Origin of the sequence: Pseudomonas sp. NPDC089758, from assembly GCF_044748705.1 — a bacterium.
GTDB lineage: Bacteria > Pseudomonadota > Gammaproteobacteria > Pseudomonadales > Pseudomonadaceae > Aquipseudomonas > Aquipseudomonas putida_X.
Genome location: NZ_JBIVGN010000002.1, coordinates 363,203 through 384,158, shown reverse-complemented (window position 1 = coordinate 384,158; position 20,956 = coordinate 363,203). Strand labels below are relative to the sequence as shown.

The window sequence follows — 20,956 nt, the reverse complement described above, 5'->3', positions numbered from 1 at the left end:
CTACTGGCCTCATCGTCTGCAAGCCGGGTTCCCCACTGCTATTGAGTGCGGGAGCCGGCCTACCGGCGATGAGGCCGGTACAGCCAACATAGGAAGGAGCGTCACATGAAACTGCTGGTGGTCGAGGACGAAGCCCTGCTAAGGCACCACCTCCATACCCGCCTGAGCGAAAGCGGCCATGTGGTCCAGGCCGTGGCTGATGCCGAAGAAGCGCTGTACCAGGCCGAGCAATTCCACTTCGACCTGGCCGTGATCGACCTCGGCCTGCCCGGCATCAGCGGCCTGGAGCTGATCGGCCGCCTGCGCGCCCAGGCCAAGACCTTTCCCATTCTGATTCTTACCGCCCGGGGCAACTGGCAGGACAAGGTCGAAGGCCTGGCCGCCGGTGCCGATGATTACCTGGTCAAGCCCTTCCAGTTCGAAGAGCTTGAAGCACGCCTCAATGCCCTGCTGCGCCGCTCCAGCGGCTTCACCCAGTCGACCATCGCCGCAGGGCCCTTGCTGCTGGACCTCAACCGCAAGCAGGCGACCCTTGACGAGCAGCCGCTGGCGCTGACCGCCTACGAGTACCGCATCCTTGAATATCTGATGCGTCATCACCAGCAGGTGGTGGCCAAGGAGCGCCTGATGGAACAGCTGTATCCAGGCGACGAGGAGCGTGACCCCAACGTCATCGAAGTGCTGATCGGCCGTTTGCGTCGCAAGCTCGAAGGTGAGCGCGGGTTCAAACCGATCGACACGGTGCGTGGCCTGGGCTACCTGTTCACCGAGCGCTGCCGATGATTCGTTCGCTGCGGGTGCGCTTGATGCTCGCGGCAGCGGTGCTGGCGGTGCTGTTCATGCTGGCGCTGCTGCCCGCGCTGCAGAAGGCCTTCAGCCTGGCCTTGCAGGAATCGATCGAGCAGCGCCTGGCGTCGGATGTGACCACGCTGATTTCTTCGGCGCGCATCGAGCATGGCCAGTTGCAGATGCCCGCACTGCTGCCGGACGAGCGTTACAACCTGCCGTATACCGGTTTGCTCGGTTACATCTTCGACCGCGAAGGCAAGCTGGTCTGGCGCTCCCGGGCCACGGCCGACCAGCACATCAACTACCAGCCGCGCTACGATGGACGCGGTAATGAGTTCGCCCGTATGCACCAGGATGACGGTGAGGAATTCTTTGTCTACGACGTCGAAATAAAGCTGCTGGGTGGCCAGAGCGCCGCCTATAGCATCGTCGCCCTGCAGCCGGTGCGTGAGTACCAGCGAACCCTCGATGGCCTGCGTGAAAAGCTCTACCTGGGCTTTGGTGCGGCCTCGCTGGCGTTGCTGGTATTGCTTTGGGCCGGCCTGACCTGGGGCCTGCGTTCCCTGAGACGGCTGAGCCGCGAGCTGGATGAGGTGGAGGCGGGTGCCCGCGATGGGCTAAGTGCCGAGCACCCCCGTGAGCTGCTGCGCCTGACCGGCTCGCTCAACCGTCTGCTGCGCAGTGAGCGGGAACAGCGCCAGCGTTATCGCGACTCGCTGGGGGACCTGGCGCACAGCCTCAAGACGCCGCTGGCGGTGCTGCAGGGCGTGGGCGAGAGCATGCAGCAGCGCGCGGGTGAGCGTGAGCAGGCGCGGGTGCTTCAGAGCCAGATCGAACGCATGAGCCAGCAGATCGACTACCAGTTGCAGCGCGCCAGCCTGCGCAAGAGTGGCCTGGTGCGCCACAGCGTGCAGTTGCTTCCGGTGCTGGACAGCCTGTGCAGCACCCTGGCCAAGGTGTACCGCGACAAGCGCGTCGAAGTGCTGCTCGAGGTGCCGGCGCAGGCACAGGTGCCGATGGAGCAGGGCGCGCTGCTGGAGCTGTTGGGCAACCTCTTGGAAAACGCCTTCCGCCTGTGCCTGGGGCAGGTGCGGGTGAGCCTGCAGGAGGCTCCTGGGCGGCTGACCTTGAGCATCGACGATGACGGGCCGGGTGTACCGGCCGATCAGCGTGAGCGGATTCTCGAACGGGGCGAGCGGCTGGACCGGCAGCATCCGGGGCAGGGAATCGGCCTTGCAGTGGTCAAAGATATCGTCGACAGCTACGACGCTGAATTGAGCCTGGACGACTCGCCGCTGGGCGGAGCGGCATTGCGGGTCACCTTTTACCTGGATTGACGTTCAGGCGCAGGGTGCCCCATCACCTGCGGGCGGATTCCCGCCAAGGCCCCTGTACAAATCCCGCCATCGGGCGGAAATCCGCCATCTCTCCTCAGGCAATTCGCCCTGTCGTTGGGCATTTCCCACGAGCAAATACGGCCTTTGCACCCTTCGTGGGCGTTTTGGCATCGCCCTTGCTATCTGACTTGGCAGAGGCCTGCCCAGGCAGCTCGAACACAACGACAAATCCCTCCGGGTGCAGGAGGGTTAGCGATTCAGGTGCCCTGACATCCTGGGAAGGATGAAGCCGGCACACTTGAGGAAATTTAGCCATGACGACACGTCAGCCGCTGTACAAATCCCTGTATGTCCAGGTGATCGTTGCCATCACCATCGGCATCCTGCTCGGCCACTTCTACCCGGAAACCGGCGTCGCCCTCAAACCGTTGGGTGATGGTTTCGTCAAACTGATCAAGATGGTCATCGCGCCCATCATCTTCTGTACCGTGGTCAGCGGCATTGCTGGCATGCAGAGCATGAAGTCGGTCGGCAAGACCGGCGGCTACGCACTTCTGTACTTCGAGATCGTTTCCACCATCGCCCTGATCATCGGCCTTGTCGTCGTCAACGTGGTCAAACCAGGCGCTGGGATGCACATCGACGTGAGCACTCTGAACGCCAGCAGCGTGGCCGCCTACGCCGCCGCCGGTGCTCAGCAGACGACCGTTGGCTTCCTGCTCAACATCATCCCTAACACCGTGGTAGGTGCCTTCGCCAACGGCGATATCCTGCAGGTGCTGATGTTCTCGGTGATCTTCGGCTTTGCCCTGCACCGTCTGGGCAGTTACGGCAAACCGCTGCTGGACCTGATCGACCGCTTCGCCCATGTCATGTTCAACATCATCAACATGATCATGAAGCTGGCTCCGGTCGGTGCCTTCGGTGCCATGGCCTTCACCATCGGCCAGTACGGCGTTGGCTCGCTGGTACAGCTGGGCTACCTGATGGCCTGCTTCTACATCACCTGCCTGTTGTTCGTGCTGGTCGTGCTGGGCGGTATCTGCCGCGCCCACGGCTTCAGCGTGCTCAAGCTGATCCGCTACATCCGTGAAGAACTGCTGATCGTACTGGGTACCTCGTCCTCGGAATCTGCGCTGCCACGCATGCTGGCCAAGATGGAGCGCCTGGGTGCCAAGAAGTCGGTGGTTGGCCTGGTGATCCCGACCGGTTATTCCTTCAACCTGGACGGCACCTCGATCTACCTGACCATGGCCGCGGTGTTCATCGCTCAAGCCACCGACACCACCATGGACATCACTCACCAGATCACCCTGCTGTTGGTGCTGCTGGTAGCGTCCAAAGGGGCTGCCGGTGTTACTGGCTCTGGCTTCATCGTGCTCGCCGCGACCCTGTCGGCGGTCGGCCACCTGCCGGTTGCCGGCCTCGCACTGATCCTTGGCATCGACCGCTTCATGTCCGAAGCCCGCGCCCTGACCAACCTGGTGGGCAACGCCGTTGCGACCGTGGTGGTGGCCAAGTGGGTCAAGGAAATGGACGACGACAAGCTGGCATCGGAGCTGGCTTCGGGTGGCGCGCCGCTCGAGCTGAACACCCCGACCGATGACCTGGGCGTTGCTGAAGTCCCGGTTCGTTGAGTGTGATGCCGTCATGAGAAAGGCGACCCTCGGGTCGCCTTTCTCGTTTTTGCTATGAAGCCAGCGCAGTATCTGCGGGGGGCGGCTTGCCGGCGATAGGCCGGTTTATTCAACCCGCGTCTCGCCACTGTAGATCAGAACTTCTTTACACCGCCTGCACAGGTAGCGCCGCCCCTGATGCACCAACTTGTGCCGCTGTGCCGTGAACGGGAAATCGCTCTGCGGGCACGGGCAGCGATAGATGTAGCGGGTCGCCACACGCCGGCGCACCTCATAATTGTGGCAACGATTGGGCGGCAGTTCATACACCCCGCGCATGATCAGTTGCCACTCTTCGCCATGGGCCTGAATGCGGTCGCCGAACAGTTGGTGAGCCACCAGGTGCGCCACTTCATGGGCCACGGTCTGGCGCAGAAAATCTTCCTGGTTTTCGCGGTACAGCTGCAGGTTGAAGCGCAACAGGTTTTCGTGCAGGTGGGCGACGCCCGCTTTCTGGCCGCGCAGCTTGAAGCTGACTTCCGGGCGCGGGAAGGGGCGCTTGAAAAAGGTTTCGGCTTGCTGGTAACAGGTTTCGACGCGTTGTTTGAGCAGCTCGGGCATGGCGGGGTAATTCTCCTGACCGGGCATTATGCCGCAAGCAGTGGCAGCCTGCCGAGCCACCGGTCAGCAGACAGCCGGAAGTCGCCTTGCGGCGGCTTCCGGTTTGATGCCCCAGTGTTGGATCTAAGTGTTTTCGAAGCTAGTTGGTATAGACGGGCCCCACGCCCAGTCCCCAGATGATCACGGTCGCAGCCATGATCGCTACCAGTACCACCAGGCCCACTGCCAGCACCGAGCTGGAGAACAGGAAGCCTTCATCGGTCGGTATGTTCATGAATGTCGGCAAGCCGACGTACAGCAGGTAGACGGTGTAACAAATGGCCGCGGTACCCACAAGCATGCCCAGCCACAGGTGCGGGTAAAGCGCTGCCAGGCCGCCGAGGAACAGCGGTGTGGCGGTGTAGGTGGCAAAGGCGATGCATTGCGCCATGGACGGGCTGGCGTCATAGGTGCGTGCCATCCAGTGAATGAACGCGCCCATGACCGCAACCCCGGCGAGCATCGCCAGGTAGGACATGATGCTCATCCATAGAGCGCTTTCCATCGTCAGCATCACCGCTGGCCGGTCGCCGATCACCCAGCCGACCTGGGTAGTGCCGATGAATGCCGAAACGGCGGGTATCGCCGCCAGTATCAGCGTGTGCGTCAGGTACATGTGGCTGATGCTTTCTTCTTCCCCGCGTATCTCCCGCCACTCCTGATCGGGGTGGGTAAACAGCCCCACAACGTGATGAATCATGCCGGTCACTCCTCTCGTTGTTGCCAATCGCCCCCCAGATGGAGCGAAAGCGGCCCGAGGCCAGGGCACCGATGGAAGCGGTAATGTGGCCTTATGTCGCAGTATAGGAAGCCGTTACCCGCACAAACTGCGCTTTTTAGAGCAAATCGCGCTGTAAGGCCGCCTGCTGATTCCCTTGAAGTCTTTATCGGAATCCCTACAGGTGCGCGTAGTTTGTGCGTAAAATAGCCGGCTTTTGTCACACCTCGCGGATCCAAGCGCTATGGGCACCCTCTCGGTCAACCAGAACAAACTGCAAAAACGCCTGCGTCGTCTCGCCGGCGAAGCCATCACCGACTACAACATGATCGAGGATGGCGACAAGGTCATGGTCTGCCTGTCCGGCGGCAAGGACAGCTACACCATGCTCGACGTTCTGTTGCACCTGCAGAAGGTGGCACCGATCACGTTCCAGATCGTCGCGGTGAACATGGACCAGAAGCAGCCGGGCTTCCCCGAGCATGTGCTGCCGGCCTACCTGAAAGCGCTGGGCGTCGAGTACCACATCGTCGAGAAGGACACCTACTCGGTCGTCAAGGAGCTGGTGCCAGAGGGCAAGACCACTTGCTCGCTGTGCTCGCGCTTGCGCCGTGGCACCCTGTACACCTTCGCTGACGAAATCGGCGCAACCAAGATGGCGCTGGGGCACCATCGCGACGACATCGTCGAGACCTTCTTCCTCAACATGTTCTTCAACGGTTCGCTCAAGGGCATGCCGCCCAAGCTGCGTGCCGACGACGGCCGTAACGTGGTGATCCGCCCGCTGGCGTACTGCAGCGAGAAGGACATCCAGGCCTACTCGGACATGAAGGAATTCCCGATCATCCCGTGCAACCTGTGCGGTTCGCAGGAGAACCTGCAGCGCCAGGTGGTCAAGGACATGCTGGTGGAGTGGGAGCGCAAACACCCGGGCCGTACCGAGAGCATCTTCCGCGCCCTGCAGAACGTCGCCCCGTCGCAGTTGGCCGACCGCAACCTGTTCGACTTCACCAGCCTCAAGATCGACGAAAGCGCCACCCCGCGTTTCCTCGATGTACTGAACATCTGATCCATGCGCGATTACCAGTGGTTGCATGAGTACTGCCTGAACCGCTTCGGCTCGGCCCAGGCCCTGGAGGCCTTCCTGCCGCAGCCGCGCACCCCGGCGCAGCTGCGCGACATCAGCAACGACCGCTACCTGTCGACCTTGGCCTTGCGCGTGTTCCGCGCAGGGCTCAAGCACAGCCTGGTCGATGCAAAATGGCCGGCATTCGAGCAGGTGTTCTTCGGTTTCGACCCGGAGAAGGTCGTACTGATGGGCGCGGAGCACCTGGAGCGGTTGATGCAGGACGAGCGCATCATCCGCCACCTGGGCAAGCTCAAGAGCGTGCCGCGCAATGCACAGATGATCCTTGATGTGGCCAGGGAGAAGGGCAGCTTTGGTGCGTTCATCGCCGATTGGCCGGTGACCGATATCGTCGGGTTGTGGAAGTATCTGGCCAAGCATGGCAATCAGTTGGGCGGGTTGTCAGCGCCACGGTTTTTGCGCATGGTCGGCAAGGATACGTTCATCCCCACCGATGACATGGCCGCTGCGCTCATTGCCCAGAAGGTGATCGACAAGCAGCCGACCAGCCAGCGCGACCTGGCGCTGGTGCAGCAGGCGTTCAACCAGTGGCATGCCGAGAGCGGGCGGCCGCTGTGCCAGTTGTCGGTGATGCTGGCCCATACCGTCAACCATTGAAAAAACCGGGGCTGCAACAGCAGCCCTGCGGATTCAACGGCCTTCGCCCGCCATGCGCCGTTCATGCTGGAATTTCCAGCGCACGAACAGCAACCCGCTGATGAACAGCCCCAGGCTCAGCAGCACCTCGACCCAGCCGAACACTGCCCGCGACGGGTCGAACGCCGCCAGCACCCCTTTGATGAAATAGATATTCACCACAAAGCAGGTCCAGGCATGCGCCTGGGCGCTGCCCAGCAGCATGCCGGGCAGCAGCAACAGCAGCGGCACAAGCTCGATCGCCAGGATCACTTCTACCCGCGCCCCGTGCAGGTTGGCGAACCACAGGTTGTTCGCCACCAGCAATGCGATCAGGCCAAGAAAAAACGCCAGGCTCACGGCGCGTGTGAGGCGCAGGCGCGGTGCCAGCCACTCCAGGGGGGGCAACACCTTTGGCTTCTTAGCCACGCGAGGCCTCCAGGGCCTTGGCCGTGGTTGCCAGGCGTTGGCCCAGCGCGCGGCACAGGGTGATCTCGTGTTGATCCAGCTCACGTTTGCCGTCTGCGCCGGCATGGTGGCTGGCGCCGTAAGGCGTGCCGCCGCCGCGGGTTTCGAGCAGCGCCGATTCGCTGTAGGGCAGGCCCATCACCAGCATGCCGTGGTGCATCAGCGGCAGCATCATCGACAGCAGGGTGGTTTCCTGGCCGCCGTGCAGGCTGGCGGTGGAGGTGAACACGCCGGCCGGCTTGCCGACCAGTTCACCCCCCAGCCACAAGCTGCTGGTGCCGTCGAGGAAGTACTTGAGTGGTGCGGCCATGTTGCCGAAGCGGGTTGGGCTGCCCAGCACCAGGCCAGCGCAATGGCGCAAGTCGTCCAACGTGGCGTACAGCGCGCCGCTGGCCGGAATGTCTGGCGCCACGGCCTCGCACTCGGTGGAAATCGCCGGCACCGTGCGCAGGCGCGCTTCCATGCCGGCCAGCTCGATACCGCGGGCGATATGCCGGGCCATTTCGCTGGTCGAGCCGTGTCGGCTGTAGTACAGCACCAGGATATAGGGCGCGCTCACGGCAGGATCTCCAGCACGTTCTCTGGTGGTCGGCCGATCACCGCCTTGTCACCGGCAACCAGGATCGGGCGTTCGATGAGCTTAGGGTGCTGGGCCATGGCGTCGATCAGTTGTGCATCGCTCAAGGCCGGGTTGGCCAGGTCCAATGCCTTGTATTCGTCTTCACCGGTGCGCAGCAGCTGGCGTGGGCCGATGCCCAGTTTGCCAAGCAGAGCCTTGAGGGTGGCGGCGTCGGGCGGGGTTTCGAGGTAACGAACGATGGTCGGCGCCAGCCCGCGTTGTTCGAGCAGTTCCAGTGCGCCGCGGGATTTTGAGCAGCGCGGGTTATGATAGAGCGTCAAGTCAGTCATGTCGGGTCGCATCCAGCTGGGTGTGGCGGCTATTCTAACCGCAGGAACTGACCTATTCGCTTGAAACTTCGAGAAGGATTGACCCATGGCAAGGCGTTTGGCAGCAGTATTGGCCATCACCGCTGGCCTTTTGCTCAGTGGCTGCGGTGCCGACTACGGTGTGGACCAGCATGGCAACACGGTGAAGGCCGAGCAGATCGACGGGCACTGGCTGGTGCTCAATTATTGGGCTGAATGGTGCGGCCCGTGCCGTACGGAGGTGCCTGAACTGAACACTGCGGCCAAGCAGTGGGCGGCCGATGGCATCAAGGTGGTGGGGGTGAACTTCGATGGCCTGCAGGGGCAGGAGTTGAAGCAGGCGGCCGATACCTTGGGCATCGGCTTTACCGTGCTGGCCCAGGACCCGGCCGAGCGTTATGACCTGCCACGCAGCGAAGCGTTGCCGGTGACCTACATCATCGATGACCAGGGCAAGGTCCGCGAGCAACTGCTGGGTGAGCAGACCCTGGAAGGGCTCCAGGCCAAGATCAAAGCGCTCAAGGGGGCCTGAGAGCGGCAAGCTTCAAGCTTCAAGCTGCAAGAAAAAGCGGGCCGTGCATAGATCCGCCTTTGCTTGCAGCTTGTAGCTAGCAGCTTGCAGCTCAAAGCACTCAACGGGGCCTGAGAGCGGCAAGCCTCAAGCTACAAGCTGCAAGAAAAAGCTGGCCGTGCGCCGATCCGCCTTTTCTTGCAGCTTGCGGCTTGCAGCTTGCCGCTTCGACCAGCTTAGCCCTCTTCGGGCCAGAACCGCAGGGGCTTGCCTTCGGCCGGCCAGAAGCGCAACTGCTCGACAGGGGACACATCCCAGCGCTGCACTGTCTCCAGCGCCTGCAGGAAGCGCTTTTCCTGCTCCATCAACGCTGGCGCGCAAAGCTTGCGGGTCTTGCCGACCTTGCCGAAGCTCAGGTGCTCGCCGTCCAGCGTGTACGGGGCGAACCAATGGTTGCAGCCCGCATTGCCATAGGCCCGGCCGTCACTGGCCAGCGTCAGTGTCAGGTGGCTGTAGTCGATCAGCGGCCGTTCACCGATCCACTCCAGCACATAGCTGCGCTCCAGTTGCAGCTTCGAAGGTTCGGTTGCGCAGCCGAGCAGGCCGGTGGCAATCAGGGCGCCGGTCAGCAGATTCTTCACTCGGTGCTCTCCTGGCAGCGCGGGCACACGTGCTTGTCGCCACGACTGGCCCAGCCCAGCTCGGCGATACGCGCCGTAGCGGCCGGCTGGCGGGCTTTCTTGCCCAGCTTGGCGTCCACGGCGAACTCGAAGTCCAGCACAGCATCGCAGCTGTCGCACTCAGCCTGCCAATTGAGGATTTCCAGCTCGTGGAACAGCGGGCCGCTGGCCACGGCCACCCACTGGCCACGCGGGTTGATCAGGTGGCGCACGCTCTCGACCGTCAGGCGCATGGACAAGTCCTTGCTGCCCTTGAGGGTGACCAACAGGGTGTCGCCCTTGTGCATCGAACCACCGTTGCCGGTCACCTGGTAGCGGCCCGGTACCAGGGCGCGGCACTCGATCAAGGTGTGTTGCGGGTTGAAAAGGGTGTAGCGGAAATCGTGCTCGACCATGGGTCCTCCAGAAATGCCGCGTATCCTAGCATCAACCTGTGACCAGATTCTGCGCATTACCCGCCGCCCAGCGGTTGATGTTTTCCAGCGTGGTCGCGGCAATGGCATCCAGCGCCTCGCGGGTCAGAAACGCCTGGTGCGCGGTGACGATCACATTGGGGAACGTCAGCAGCCGCGCCAGCACATCATCCTGCAGCGGCAGGTCAGAACGGTCCTCGAAAAACAGCTGGGCTTCTTCTTCATACACATCCAGCCCCAGGTACCCGAGCTGGCCGCTTTTCAAGGCCTCAATCAGGGCCGGGGTGTCGACCAACGCACCACGGCCGGTGTTGATCAGCATGGCGCCGGGCTGCAGTTGGGCCAGGCTTTGCGGGTTGATCAGGTGCCGGGTGTGTTCGGTGAGCGGGCAGTGCAGGCTGATGATCCGCGCCTCGCGCAGCAGTTCTGGCAGCTCGACGTAGCGCGCCCCAAGCGCCAGCAGTTGGGGGTTGGGGAAGGGGTCATAGGCCAGCAGCTGGCAACCGAAGCCTGCCATGATCTGGGCGAAGGCGGCGCCGATCTGGCCGGTACCGACCACGCCGACGGTCTTGCCGTGCAGGTCGAAGCCGGTCAGGCCATGCAGGGTGAAGTCACCCTCGCGGGTGCGGTTGTAGGCCCGGTGCAGGCGTCGGTTGAGGGCCAGGATAAGCGCCACGGCATGCTCGGCCACGGCGTGCGGTGAGTACGCGGGTACGCGCACCACCGCAAGGCCGAGCCTTTGGGCGGCAGCCAGGTCGACATGGTTGTAGCCGGCCGAGCGCAGGGCGATCAGGCGCGTACCGCCAGCCGCCAGGAGTTGCAATACCTGGGCGTCGAGCTCATCGTTGATGAATGCGCACACCACCTCGAAGCCCTGAGCCAGGGCGGCTGTGTCGAGGGTCAGGCGAGCGGCCTGAAAATGCAGTTCCAAAGCGCTATCGCAAGCGACCTGGGTGAAACTTTCCTGGTCGTAGTGCTGGCTGCTGAACAAAAGAGCGCGCATGGTCGGGCTTCCTTGATCGTGGTTGGGGGATTGTAGCCACCTGCGCCGACAAGGAAGTTGATCTGCGCCGCCCCCATCGCCGGCAAGCCGGCTCCCACCGCGACCGCGCAGTGCTTCAGACCTGCGCTTTACCTGTGGACGCCGCCGTCTTGCCCCATTCATAAAAGCCGGCGCAAATCCCTGTGGGAGCCGGCTTGCCGGCGATGAGGCCCTGAAGGTCAGGCGTTCTGGCGGGCCTGCTCCGCCAGCCGGACAATTGCGCCATCCAGCTCGTCGAGCGCCTGCTGCGCTTGCGGATGCTCCTGTTTCAGCAAGGTCTCGCTGCGCTGGCAGGCGGCACGCAACTGCGGCACGCCGCAATAGCGCGAGGCACCGTTGAGCCGATGCACCTGCTCGATCAGCACACCGTGATCGTCCGCCTCCCGTGCAGCACGAATGGCTTCACGGTCCGACGCCAGCGACGCCAGCAACATGGTCAGCATGTCTGCCGCCAGATCCGGCTTGCCTGCCGCCAGGCGCAAGCCTTCGTCAGGGTCGAGCACCGGTAGATCCTGGCCCTCGGCCTGCTGCTCCTCCAGGCGCTCCAATGGCCCGACACCCAGGCTCAGGCCGGTCCATTTCATCACCACCTGGGCCAGCTGGCGCTCGCTGATCGGTTTGGTCAGGTAGTCGTCCATGCCGCTGTGCAGCAGTGCCCGTTTCTCGTTGGCCATGGCGTGAGCGGTGAGGGCGACGATCGGCAGCGGGCTGCCGCTCTGGGTGTTTTCCCACAAGCGGATCTGCTCGGTGCAGGCACGGCCATCCATGCCTGGCATCTGCACGTCCATCAGCACCAGGTCGAAGTGTTCGCTCTGTACCGCCTGGACCGCAGCATGGCCGTTGTCGAGCGCCAGCACATCGGCGCCGAGGTCTTCCAGCAGGGTTTGTACCAACAGCAGGTTGGCCGCATTGTCGTCGACACAGAGGATTTTCGGCTGGCGCTGGCCGCGCGTTGGCGCGGCCAGTTCGCCCCGCGTACGGCGCGGTTGCAGCAGCTCCAGCAGCAGGCGGCGCAGCTTGCGCGTGCAGGTCGGCTTGGACAGCAGTTGGCCATGGCCATTAGGCAGGTGAGGGTGGTACAGCGCTTGCTCGGTGGTCGGGCAAAGCACCACGCAATGGCAGTGGTAGCGCTCCAGTTGCTGGTGGTATTGGCCCAGCTGTTCGGGCGTGAGATTGCCCAGGTTGGCACCCAGCACTGCGAACTCGAAGGGCATGCCGGCCTGGAAGCCCGCCTGAACCCCCTGCAGCAGTTGTTCATACGAGGCGAACAGGCTTACGCTCAAGCCGCAGTCCTGCAACTGGTGCTCCAGGGCCTGGCGTGCCAGGTCATGCCCGTCGACGATCGCCGCGCGACGCCCCAGCAGCGGCTGCGAAGCCTGCGTCTCGCTGTCGTCGTGGGCCTTGGGCAGGCTCAGGCTGATCCAGAATTGCGAACCCTCCCCTGGGGTGCTGTCGACCCCGATCTCGCCGCCCATCTGCTCGATCAGGCGCTTGGAAATCACCAGCCCAAGGCCGGTGCCGCCCGGCTGGCGGGCCAGCGAATTGTCGGCCTGGCTGAACGCCTGAAACAACGTGCGCACATCCTGCGGTGACAGGCCGATACCGGTGTCCTGCACGCTGATGCGCAGTTGCGCGCTGTCTTGCTGCTCGTCCTCGAGCATTGCCCGCACGACGATGGTGCCCTCGCGGGTGAATTTGATGGCGTTGCTCACCAGGTTGGTGAGGATCTGCTTGAGCCGCAGCGGGTCGCCAACCAGCGATGACGGTGTGTCGCGGTAGATCAGGCTGAGCAACTCCAGCTGCTTGGCGTGGGCGGCGGGCGCCAGGATGGTGAGGGTGTCCTGGACCAGGTCGCGCAGGTTGAAAGGGATGCTGTCGAGCACCAGCTTGCCGGCCTCGATCTTGGAAAAGTCGAGGATCTCGTTGATGATCCCCAACAGGTTGTCGGCCGATTTCTCGATGGTGTTCAGGTAGTCCAGCTGGCGCGGGGTCAGCTCGCTTTTCTGCAACAGGTGGGTGAAGCCGAGAATACCGTTGAGCGGCGTGCGGATTTCGTGGCTCATGTTGGCCAGGAATTCCGATTTGATCCGGCTCGCCTCCAGGGCCTCCTTGCGCGCCATGTCCAGCTCGATGTTCTGGATTTCGATGGTTTCCAGGTTCTGGCGCACATCCTCGGTGGCCTGATCGATGCTGTGCTGCAGTTCTTCATGGGCGCTGTGCAGGGTTTCTGCCATGCGGTTGATGCCCCTGGCCAGTTCGTCCAGCTCGTGGCTGCCCATGGCCGGCAGACGTTCTTCCAGGTGGCCGTCTTTGAGCTGGTTGACGGCATGCTTGATGCGCGCGATCGGGTCATTGATGGTGCGGCTCATGCGCATTGCCAGCAGGCCGCTGAGCACCAGGCACGCGAGTATCAGCAGCATGCTGGTGAACAGGTTGCGGTAGCCGCGCAGCAGCGTCCCGTCGTGCGACAGTTCGATCTCGACCCAACCCAGCAGGCGCTCGGCTTCGGCCGGGACGGCTTCGGTGGCCAGGTCGCGGTGGTGGCCGAACACCGGCATCAGGTAGCGGGTGGCATCGTTGCCGCTGCGCTCCAACAGTTGAGTACCCGTGCCGCCGCTGGGCGCCTGGTTGATCATGCTGGGGCCGGCGTGGGCCAGACGGGTGCGGTCCGGGGCGAGGAAGGCCACCGCACGCACATCGGCCTGCTCCAGCGTTTGCGCCGCGATCCGCTCCAGTTGCGCAGGCGCCTGCCGGGCCATGGCGGGCGCGGCCAACGGTGCCAGTTGTTCGGCAATCATCTTGCCGCGTTGCAGCAGTTGGGTGCGCAACTGGTCTTGCTGCAGCCAGGTGAAATAGCTGCCCAGCACCAGAGCCATCAAGCTGGCAGGCAGCAGTGCCAGCAGCAGTACCCGGCTTCTGATTCCCAAACGATCGAGCACACTCGCCTCCTGTGATGTGCCTGGATGCCGTTACTGGCGTAACGGAGCAAAGCGGAAAGTTACTCCGCCTGCCTGCCTAATGCACCCTTTATGTGGCTGTTTTCACCCAGCAGTCGGGCGTTGAGCGCAGGGCGGTTGCCTATGGCGGACGCATGCTCAATAATCGCGTAATTGAGAATATGTGGCAGTTGCCAATGAATCCCGTAACTATTAATACTTCCAGCATCCTCGCCATCGAGGATGACCCGGTGCTGGGTGCCTACCTGCACGAAGAACTGCAGCGCGGCGGCTTTGCGGTGACCTGGTGCCGCAACGGCCTGGAAGGCCTGGAAACCGCCGGTCGTCAGGACTTCGACGTGGTCCTGATGGATATTCTGCTGCCCGGGCTCAATGGGCTGGATGCCCTGGCCCAGTTGCGTCGACGCAGCGCCACGCCGGTTATCCTGATGTCGGCGTTAGGTGCCGAGGCCGACCGCATCAATGGCTTCCAGCGCGGTGCCGACGATTACCTGCCCAAGCCTTTCAGCATGGTCGAGCTGCAGGTGCGCATCGAGGCCATCCTGCGCCGCGTCGCGCTGGAGCGTCGTCATCAGCCGCCATCGGGTATTGCCTGCGGCGAGCTGTGGTTCGACGAGACGGTTTGCGATGTCAGCTTCGGTGGCCGGCAGGCAGGCCTCACCCCTAGCGAGTATCGCCTGTTCGATCTCCTCAACCGCAACGTCGACGAGGTGCTGAGCAAGCCGTTTCTCTACCAGCAGGTGCTGCAACGGGGCTATTCGCGGCATGACCGTAGCCTGGACATGCACGTCAGCCAGATCCGCCGCAAGCTCAAAGGCATCGGCTACCTGGAGCGGCAGATCCGCACCGTGTGGGGCAAGGGTTACGTGCTCAGTGCCGGTGAAGCGGAGTAGGCCATGCTGGACCGTCACTCGCTGTTCTGGAAGCTGGCCATCCTGCTGGTAGGTTTCTGCCTGCTGATGATCGGCCTGAGTTACACCTGGGGCCGGCATATGGAAACCCAGAATGCCTACCTCGATGAGCCTGCCCGCCAGGTGCTGCGCAGCTATGCCGGGGAGGCCGAAGCGGCCTGGCGCAGTGGTGGCCGCACCGGGCTGGACCAGTGGGTTGCGGCCATGCACCAGCGTGAGCGCGGCTGGATAGGCGTGCTCGATAGCAATCTGCAGCCCCTTACCAGCACCACCCTCGGCCCCGAGATCATGCAGCGGCTCACGCGCTTGCGCGGTGTCGACTGGCCCATGAGCCGGCGCAGTACCGATCAGCCCTGGCTGCGCATACCGTTTCCGGGGGCACCGGAGCAGGGCATGCTGGTGATGGTGTTGCCCGAACGTTTCAACCCTGGCCAATACCGGGTGCTGTGGCGGGTGGTGACCAACGGTGTGATTCCCGGGTTGTTCACCTTGCTGCTGTGTGTCGGCCTGTACCGCATGCTGATCGTGCCGCTCAACCAGTTGCGCGAGCAGGCCAATGCCTGGCGTGCCGACCAGCTGTCGGCGCGGCTGGACGCACGCACCACCGCCCGGCATGACGAACTGGGCGAGCTGGCCCGCGCCTTCGACCAGATGGCCGAACGGCTGCAGGGCACGGTGGCCATGCAACAGCAGTTGCTGCGTGATTTGTCCCACGAAATGCGCACACCGCTGAGCCGGTTGCGCGTGGCCTGCGACGGTGAAACTGACCTTCAGCGCCTGCGCGAGCGCCTGGGGCGCGAGGTGGACTGCATGCAGCAGTTGGTCGAGAACACCTTGCAGCTTGCCTGGCAGGATGCCGAGCGTGCGCCGATGAACGTTGAGCCTATCCAGGTGCAGGCCCTTTGGGACCTGCTGGCAGAGGATGCCAGTTACGAAAGCGGCTGGTCGCCCGAACGCCTGCGCTGCGAACTGCCAGCCGACTGCTGGGTGCAGGGCAACCTGAATCATCTGGCTCAGGCGTTGGAAAACATGCTGCGCAATGCCATCCGCCACTCCCCGGAAAACGGTGTGGTGCAGCTGGCCGGGCAGCGTGAAGGTAGCCACTGGCGCCTGTGGCTGGAAGATCAGGGCGGTGGCGTGGCTTACGAGGATCTGGAGCGCATCTTCGCCCCCTTCACCCGGCTCGATGGCTCGCGCCCCGGCGACGGCGGTTTCGGCCTGGGCCTGAGCATCGCCCGCAGTGCGATCCAGCGTCAGGGCGGCACCCTGTGGGCAGAGAACGGCAAACGCGGTCTAAAGCTCTGCATGCGCCTACCGCTGCACCTCCCCGCGCCATCACTGCAACCCCCGCCCGCACAAACGCTACCCACAGCTTGAAGCTTGCAGCTTGCAGCTTGCAGCTTGCAGCTTGCCGCTTATAGCTTGTAGCTATACCCACCACAGATTGCGTGATATGGCCGGGAAGTGTTTGCCGGTATGATAGGCGCCCCTGCCGTCCGGATTGTGAAATACACCATGACCTTGCAGTACCCAACCATCGCCGATTGCGTCGGCAATACGCCCCTGGTTCGCCTGCAGCGCATCGCTGGAGAAACCAGCAACACCCTCCTGCTCAAGCTCGAGGGTAACAATCCAGCAGGCTCCGTGAAGGACCGCCCGGCACTGTCGATGATCGCGCGCGCCGAACTGCGCGGCCAGATCAAGCCCGGCGACACCCTGATCGAAGCTACCTCCGGAAATACCGGTATAGCCCTGGCCATGGCGGCAGCGATCAAGGGCTACAAGATGATCCTGATCATGCCCGACAACTCCACTGCAGAGCGCAAGGCAGCGATGACTGCCTACGGTGCCGAGCTGATCCTTGTGACCAAGGAAGAGGGGATGGAAGGCGCCCGCGACCTGGCCGAGAAGCTGCAGGCTGAAGGCCGCGGTCTTGTGCTGGACCAGTTCGCCAACGGCGACAACCCGATTGCTCACTACAACAGCACCGGCCCGGAAATCTGGCAGCAGACCCAGGGCACCATCACGCATTTCGTCAGCTCCATGGGCACCACCGGCACCATCATGGGTTGCTCGCAGTACCTCAAGGAGCAGAACCCGGCCGTGCAGATCGTTGGCCTGCAACCGATGGAAGGCTCGGCCATTCCGGGCATCCGCCGCTGGCCCGAGCAGTACCTGCCGAAAATCTTCGATGCCACACGCGTTGACCGCGTCATGGACATGTCCCAGCAAGAAGCTGAAGACACCATGCGTCGCCTTGCCCGCGAAGAGGGCATTTTCTGCGGCGTGTCTTCCGGTGGTGCGGTGGCAGCCATGCTGCGCCTGTCCCAGGAAGTGGAAAACGCGGTAATGGTCGCGATCATTTGCGACCGTGGCGACCGTTACCTGTCCACCGGCCTGTTCGACCCGAGCTAAATGTCCAGAAAGAAAAGCAACAGCGGCCTGCGCTTCCAGCCAGCCGGTGGTAACCGCACGCCCCAGGTACCCGTGGGCAAAAAGCAGCGTCTGGACATCGAGCGTCTTGCCGGTGACGGCCGTGGCATCGCCTTCCACGACGGGCGGACCTGGTTCGTCAGCGGCGCCCTGGCCGGTGAGGCGGTCGAGGCGCGGGTGCTCAATGCCCGTGGCAAGGTGGTCGAGGCGCGCCTGGAGCGTGTGCTGCAGGCCAGCGCCGAGCGCCGCCAGGCGCCGTGCCGCCATTACGAGCGTTGCGGTGGCTGCAACTTGCAGCACCTGCCGCATCAGGCGCAGCTGGCGCTCAAGCAGCGAACCCTGGCCGAACAGCTGCAACGGGTGGCCGGGGTGCAACCGCAAGAATGGGCGGCGCCATTGAGCGGGCCGGAATTCGGCTATCGGCGGCGGGCGCGTGTGGCCGTGCGCTGGGATGTCAAAGCGCGTCAGCTGGAGGTGGGGTTCCGTGCCGAGGCCAGTCAGGACATCGTCGCCATCGACGACTGCGCCGTGCTGGTACAGCCTTTGCAGTCCATCGTGCGGCATTTGCCTACGGTGCTGCGTTCGTTGAGCAAGCCCCAGGCCATCGGCCACGTCGAGCTGTTCAGCGGCACGGCCGAAGCGTTGCTGGTACGCCATGTGGCACCGTTGCCGGCCGATGACCTGGCGCGTCTGCAGGCATTCTGCAACGAGGCCAAGGCGCAGCTGTGGCTGCAGGGCGAAGGCGAACCGGTGTCGGTGGAGGCTGGCGCGACGCTAGGCTTCACCTTGGAGCCGTGGCAGCTGGAACTGGCCTGGCGCCCGGGCGATTTCGTTCAGGTCAACGCCCAGGTCAATACTGCAATGGTCGAGCAGGCCCTGGCCTGGCTCGCTCCGCAGGCCGACGAGCGTGTGCTCGACCTGTTCTGTGGCCTGGGCAATTTCGCCCTGCCGCTGGCCCGCCAGGCGCGGGAAGTGGTGGCGGTTGAGGGTGTGCAGGCGATGGTGGACCGGGCTGCGGCCAATGCCCGAAACAACAATGTGCATAACGCACGGTTTTTTCAGGCCGATTTATCCCAGCCTTTGGCAGGCGCCGGATGGGCCGCCGAGGGCTTTTCTGCGGTACTCTTGGATCCACCGCGCGACGGTGCTTTCGAGGTGGTGCAAAGCATCGCACGCCTCAAGGCCAAGCGGCTGGTTTATGTATCATGCAACCCGGCCACACTGGCGCGAGACGCCCAGGTGCTGGTCGGCCAGGGGTACCGGTTAAAAAGGGCCGGGATTCTCGACATGTTTCCTCAGACGGCGCATGTCGAGGCCATGGCGTTATTCGAAGCGGGCTAGCAGGCTGGCCCCTTGGTGCGGTTCCCATGGACTGGGAGCCACACGGTGATAGCCAGCGCTCCGAGTGGTGCGCTGTATGGAAAGGTAAAACAAAGATGGTACAGGTGAGAGTGCACCAGCCGGTCAATACGGACGGCAGTATCAATCTCGAAGCATGGCTGGATCATGTGGTGAGCGTCGATTCGGCATTGGATCGCGTGGCACTCGAAGAGGCCTGCGAGTTCGCCCAGGAAATCGAGAAAAAGGGCAACCCTGCCAAGCATTCCTGGGCCGATGGAACCTCCAGTTTCCAGGCTGGCCTGGAAATCGCCGAAATCCTCGCCGACCTCAAGCTCGACCAGGATTCGCTGGTGGCGGCGGTGATCTACCGCTCCGTGCGTGAGGGTAAGGTGACCCTGGCCGAAGTCGGGCAGCGTTTCGGCCCTGTGGTGTCCAAGCTGATCGACGGCGTGCTGCGCATGGCCGCCATCAGTGCCAGCCTCAGCCCGCGCCAGTCGCTGGTGCTGGGCTCGCAGGCGCAGGTGGAGAACCTGCGCAAGATGCTGGTGGCGATGGTCGACGATGTGCGCGTGGCGCTGATCAAGCTGGCCGAGCGCACCTGCGCGATCCGTGCGGTGAAGTCCGCCGATGACGAGAAGCGTCTGCGTGTGGCGCGGGAGGTCTTCGACATCTATGCGCCGCTGGCCCATCGGCTTGGCATCGGCCACATCAAGTGGGAGCTGGAAGACCTGTCCTTCCGCTACCTGGAGCCCGATCAGTACAAGCAGATCGCCAAGCTGTTGCACGAGCGCCGGCTGGACCGTGAGCGCTTCATCACTGATGTGATGAACCAGCTGCAGAATGAGCTGCTGGCCACCGGCGTCAACGCCGACATCAGTGGGCGGGCGAAACACATCTACTCGATCTGGCGCAAGATGCAGCGCAAAGGCCTGGAATTCAGCCAGATCTACGACGTGCGTGCGGTGCGCGTGCTGGTACCGGAAGTGCGCGACTGCTATACGGCGCTCGGTATCGTCCACACCTTGTGGCGGCACATTCCCAAAGAGTTCGACGATTACATCGCCAACCCCAAGGAGAACGGCTACCGTTCGCTTCACACCGCCGTGATCGGCCCCGAGGGCAAGGTGCTGGAAGTGCAGATCCGTACCCACGGCATGCACGAAGAGGCCGAACTGGGCGTCTGCGCCCACTGGCGCTACAAGGGCACCGACGTCAAGCCCAGCTCCAATCACTACGAAGAGAAGATCTCCTGGCTGCGCCAGGTGCTCGAATGGCATGAGGAACTGGGCGACATCGGTGGCCTGGCCGAGCAGTTGCGGGTCGATATCGAACCGGACCGGGTCTACGTATTCACCCCCGACGGCCATGCCATCGACCTGCCCAAGGGCGCCACGCCGCTGGACTTCGCCTACCGGGTGCACACCGAGATCGGCCACAACTGCCGTGGCGCCAAGATCAACGGGCGCATCGTGCCGCTCAACTACAGCCTGCAGACCGGCGAGCAGGTGGAGATCATCACCAGCAAGCACGGCAACCCGAGCCGGGACTGGCTGAACTCCAACCTGGGGTACGTCACCACCTCACGGGCACGGGCCAAGATCGTTCACTGGTTCAAGCTGCAGGCCCGCGATCAGAACGTCGCCGCAGGCAAGACCTTGCTCGAGCGCGAGCTCAGCCGCCTGGGCCTGCCGCAGGTAGACTTCGAACGCCTGGCCGAGAAGACCAACGTCAAGACCGCCGAGGACATGTTCGCCTCGCTCGGTGCCGGTGACCTGCGCCTGGCTCACCTGGTCAACGCTGCTCAGCAACTGCTCGAGCCCGAGCGTATCGAGCAGATCGAACTGGTGCCGCGCAAGCCTAGCGGCCCGCGCAATGGCAAGCGTGGCGACATCCAGATCCAGGGCGTCGGCAACCTGCTCACGCAGATGGCCGGCTGCTGCCAGCCGCTGCCGGGCGATGCCATTGTCGGCTACATCACCCAGGGCCGCGGGGTGAGCATTCACCGCCAGGACTGTGCCTCGGTGCTGCAACTGGCAGGGCGTGAGCCGGAGCGGATGATTCAGGTCAGCTGGGGGCCGATACCGGTGCAGACCTACCCGGTCGATATCGTTATCCGTGCCTACGACCGCCCAGGGTTGCTGCGCGATGTGTCGCAGGTGCTGCTCAACGAGAAGATCAACGTGCTGGCAGTCAACACCCGCTCGAACAAGGAAGACAACACCGCGCTGATGTCGCTGACCATCGAGATTCCGGGCCTGGATGCGCTGGGGCGTCTGCTGGGCAGGATTTCGCAGTTGCCGAACATTATCGAGACGCGGCGTAACCGTACCCCTTGACACTGCGGTGGCTTCTTTGTGGGCTTGCCCGCAACGAAGTCACCGCCGAAGGACC

20 protein-coding genes are annotated in these 20,956 nt (G+C 63.4%); 11 read left to right on the top strand and 9 right to left on the bottom strand.

Annotation, left to right across the window (positions count from 1 at the left end):
* The first annotated feature begins 105 nt into the window (after positions 1-105).
* The 3 genes from ACIPZH_RS04490 to ACIPZH_RS04480 all read left to right on the top strand — a co-directional run bounded on the left by ACIPZH_RS04490 (position 106) and on the right by ACIPZH_RS04480 (position 3,763).
* Positions 106-783, top strand: coding sequence for a response regulator (locus ACIPZH_RS04490; RefSeq protein ID WP_241802736.1), 678 nt, complete (start codon positions 106-108; stop codon positions 781-783).
* On the top strand, positions 780-2,126 hold the full coding sequence (locus ACIPZH_RS04485) for an ATP-binding protein (RefSeq protein ID WP_241802737.1): 1,347 nt from the start codon (positions 780-782) through the stop codon (positions 2,124-2,126). Before ACIPZH_RS04490 ends, ACIPZH_RS04485 begins: the two co-directional genes overlap by 4 nt.
* 314 nt (positions 2,127-2,440) lie before the next feature.
* On the top strand, positions 2,441-3,763 hold the full coding sequence (locus ACIPZH_RS04480; RefSeq protein ID WP_241802738.1) for a dicarboxylate/amino acid:cation symporter: 1,323 nt from the start codon (positions 2,441-2,443) through the stop codon (positions 3,761-3,763).
* Positions 3,764-3,868: 105 nt separating this feature from the next.
* On the opposite strand, the gene ACIPZH_RS04475 is transcribed toward ACIPZH_RS04480, so the two are convergent.
* Both ACIPZH_RS04475 and ACIPZH_RS04470 read right to left on the bottom strand, forming a co-directional pair.
* Complete coding sequence (locus ACIPZH_RS04475; protein ID WP_241802739.1) at positions 3,869-4,363, bottom strand: SprT family zinc-dependent metalloprotease; 495 nt, start codon at positions 4,361-4,363, stop codon at positions 3,869-3,871.
* A 139-nt stretch (positions 4,364-4,502) separates the two neighbouring features.
* On the bottom strand, positions 4,503-5,102 hold the full coding sequence (locus ACIPZH_RS04470; protein ID WP_241802740.1) for a Yip1 family protein: 600 nt from the start codon (positions 5,100-5,102) through the stop codon (positions 4,503-4,505).
* 262 nt (positions 5,103-5,364) lie between these two features.
* Here ACIPZH_RS04470 and ttcA point away from each other — a divergent pair, with 262 nt between their 5' ends.
* Positions 5,365-6,189, top strand: coding sequence for a tRNA 2-thiocytidine(32) synthetase TtcA (ttcA, locus tag ACIPZH_RS04465; RefSeq protein WP_241802741.1), 825 nt, complete (start codon positions 5,365-5,367; stop codon positions 6,187-6,189).
* A gap of 3 nt (positions 6,190-6,192) precedes the next feature.
* Complete coding sequence (locus ACIPZH_RS04460; RefSeq protein ID WP_349976579.1) at positions 6,193-6,864, top strand: DNA-3-methyladenine glycosylase I; 672 nt, start codon at positions 6,193-6,195, stop codon at positions 6,862-6,864.
* 33 nt (positions 6,865-6,897) lie between these two features.
* Here ACIPZH_RS04460 and ACIPZH_RS04455 read toward each other — a convergent pair whose 3' ends face one another.
* The 3 genes from ACIPZH_RS04455 to arsC are packed head-to-tail and all read right to left on the bottom strand — an operon-like array spanning position 6,898 to position 8,259.
* Positions 6,898-7,311 (bottom strand): DUF2069 domain-containing protein, encoded by a 414-nt coding sequence (locus tag ACIPZH_RS04455; RefSeq protein ID WP_400635295.1) that lies wholly within the window; start codon positions 7,309-7,311, stop codon positions 6,898-6,900.
* Positions 7,304-7,909, bottom strand: coding sequence for an NAD(P)H:quinone oxidoreductase (wrbA, locus tag ACIPZH_RS04450; protein WP_012313121.1), 606 nt, complete (start codon positions 7,907-7,909; stop codon positions 7,304-7,306). Before wrbA ends, ACIPZH_RS04455 begins: the two co-directional genes overlap by 8 nt.
* Entirely contained in the window at positions 7,906-8,259 is a 354-nt protein-coding gene (gene arsC, locus ACIPZH_RS04445) for an arsenate reductase (glutaredoxin) (protein WP_241802744.1), read from the bottom strand. Before arsC ends, wrbA begins: the two co-directional genes overlap by 4 nt.
* 85 nt (positions 8,260-8,344) lie before the next feature.
* Between arsC and ACIPZH_RS04440 the strand changes: the two genes are divergently transcribed.
* Positions 8,345-8,809 carry a TlpA disulfide reductase family protein gene (locus ACIPZH_RS04440; protein WP_241802745.1) on the top strand — a complete coding sequence of 155 codons (465 nt, stop codon included), beginning with the start codon at positions 8,345-8,347 and terminating at the stop codon, positions 8,807-8,809.
* Between the two features lie 215 nt (positions 8,810-9,024).
* Here ACIPZH_RS04440 and ACIPZH_RS04435 read toward each other — a convergent pair whose 3' ends face one another.
* The 4 genes from ACIPZH_RS04435 to ACIPZH_RS04420 all read right to left on the bottom strand — a co-directional run bounded on the left by ACIPZH_RS04435 (position 9,025) and on the right by ACIPZH_RS04420 (position 13,862).
* Positions 9,025-9,429 carry an META domain-containing protein gene (locus ACIPZH_RS04435; RefSeq protein WP_241802746.1) on the bottom strand — a complete coding sequence of 135 codons (405 nt, stop codon included), beginning with the start codon at positions 9,427-9,429 and terminating at the stop codon, positions 9,025-9,027.
* Positions 9,426-9,863 carry a hypothetical protein gene (locus ACIPZH_RS04430; RefSeq protein ID WP_267821700.1) on the bottom strand — a complete coding sequence of 146 codons (438 nt, stop codon included), beginning with the start codon at positions 9,861-9,863 and terminating at the stop codon, positions 9,426-9,428. The genes ACIPZH_RS04435 and ACIPZH_RS04430 overlap by 4 nt, the downstream gene beginning before the upstream one ends.
* A 31-nt stretch (positions 9,864-9,894) precedes the next feature.
* The gene (locus ACIPZH_RS04425) at positions 9,895-10,884 is read right to left on the bottom strand and encodes a 2-hydroxyacid dehydrogenase (RefSeq protein WP_400635292.1); all 990 of its coding nucleotides are present in this window, start codon (positions 10,882-10,884) and stop codon (positions 9,895-9,897) included.
* A gap of 218 nt (positions 10,885-11,102) precedes the next feature.
* Positions 11,103-13,862: a response regulator gene (locus tag ACIPZH_RS04420; RefSeq protein ID WP_400635290.1), complete on the bottom strand. Its 2,760-nt coding sequence runs from the start codon at positions 13,860-13,862 to the stop codon at positions 11,103-11,105.
* Between the two features lie 194 nt (positions 13,863-14,056).
* Between ACIPZH_RS04420 and ACIPZH_RS04415 the strand changes: the two genes are divergently transcribed.
* From ACIPZH_RS04415 to relA, 5 genes are all read left to right on the top strand, one after another.
* Complete coding sequence (locus ACIPZH_RS04415) at positions 14,057-14,773, top strand: response regulator transcription factor (protein WP_267821706.1); 717 nt, start codon at positions 14,057-14,059, stop codon at positions 14,771-14,773.
* Positions 14,774-14,776: 3 nt separating this feature from the next.
* Positions 14,777-16,168 carry a sensor histidine kinase gene (locus ACIPZH_RS04410; protein WP_400635288.1) on the top strand — a complete coding sequence of 464 codons (1,392 nt, stop codon included), beginning with the start codon at positions 14,777-14,779 and terminating at the stop codon, positions 16,166-16,168.
* A 138-nt stretch (positions 16,169-16,306) separates the two neighbouring features.
* Positions 16,307-17,206: a cysteine synthase CysM gene (cysM, locus tag ACIPZH_RS04405; RefSeq protein WP_241802752.1), complete on the top strand. Its 900-nt coding sequence runs from the start codon at positions 16,307-16,309 to the stop codon at positions 17,204-17,206.
* Positions 17,207-18,565: a 23S rRNA (uracil(1939)-C(5))-methyltransferase RlmD gene (gene rlmD / locus ACIPZH_RS04400; RefSeq protein WP_400635286.1), complete on the top strand. Its 1,359-nt coding sequence runs from the start codon at positions 17,207-17,209 to the stop codon at positions 18,563-18,565.
* A gap of 95 nt (positions 18,566-18,660) precedes the next feature.
* On the top strand, positions 18,661-20,901 hold the full coding sequence (gene relA, locus ACIPZH_RS04395; RefSeq protein ID WP_241802754.1) for a GTP diphosphokinase: 2,241 nt from the start codon (positions 18,661-18,663) through the stop codon (positions 20,899-20,901).
* Positions 20,902-20,956 lie beyond the last annotated feature (55 nt).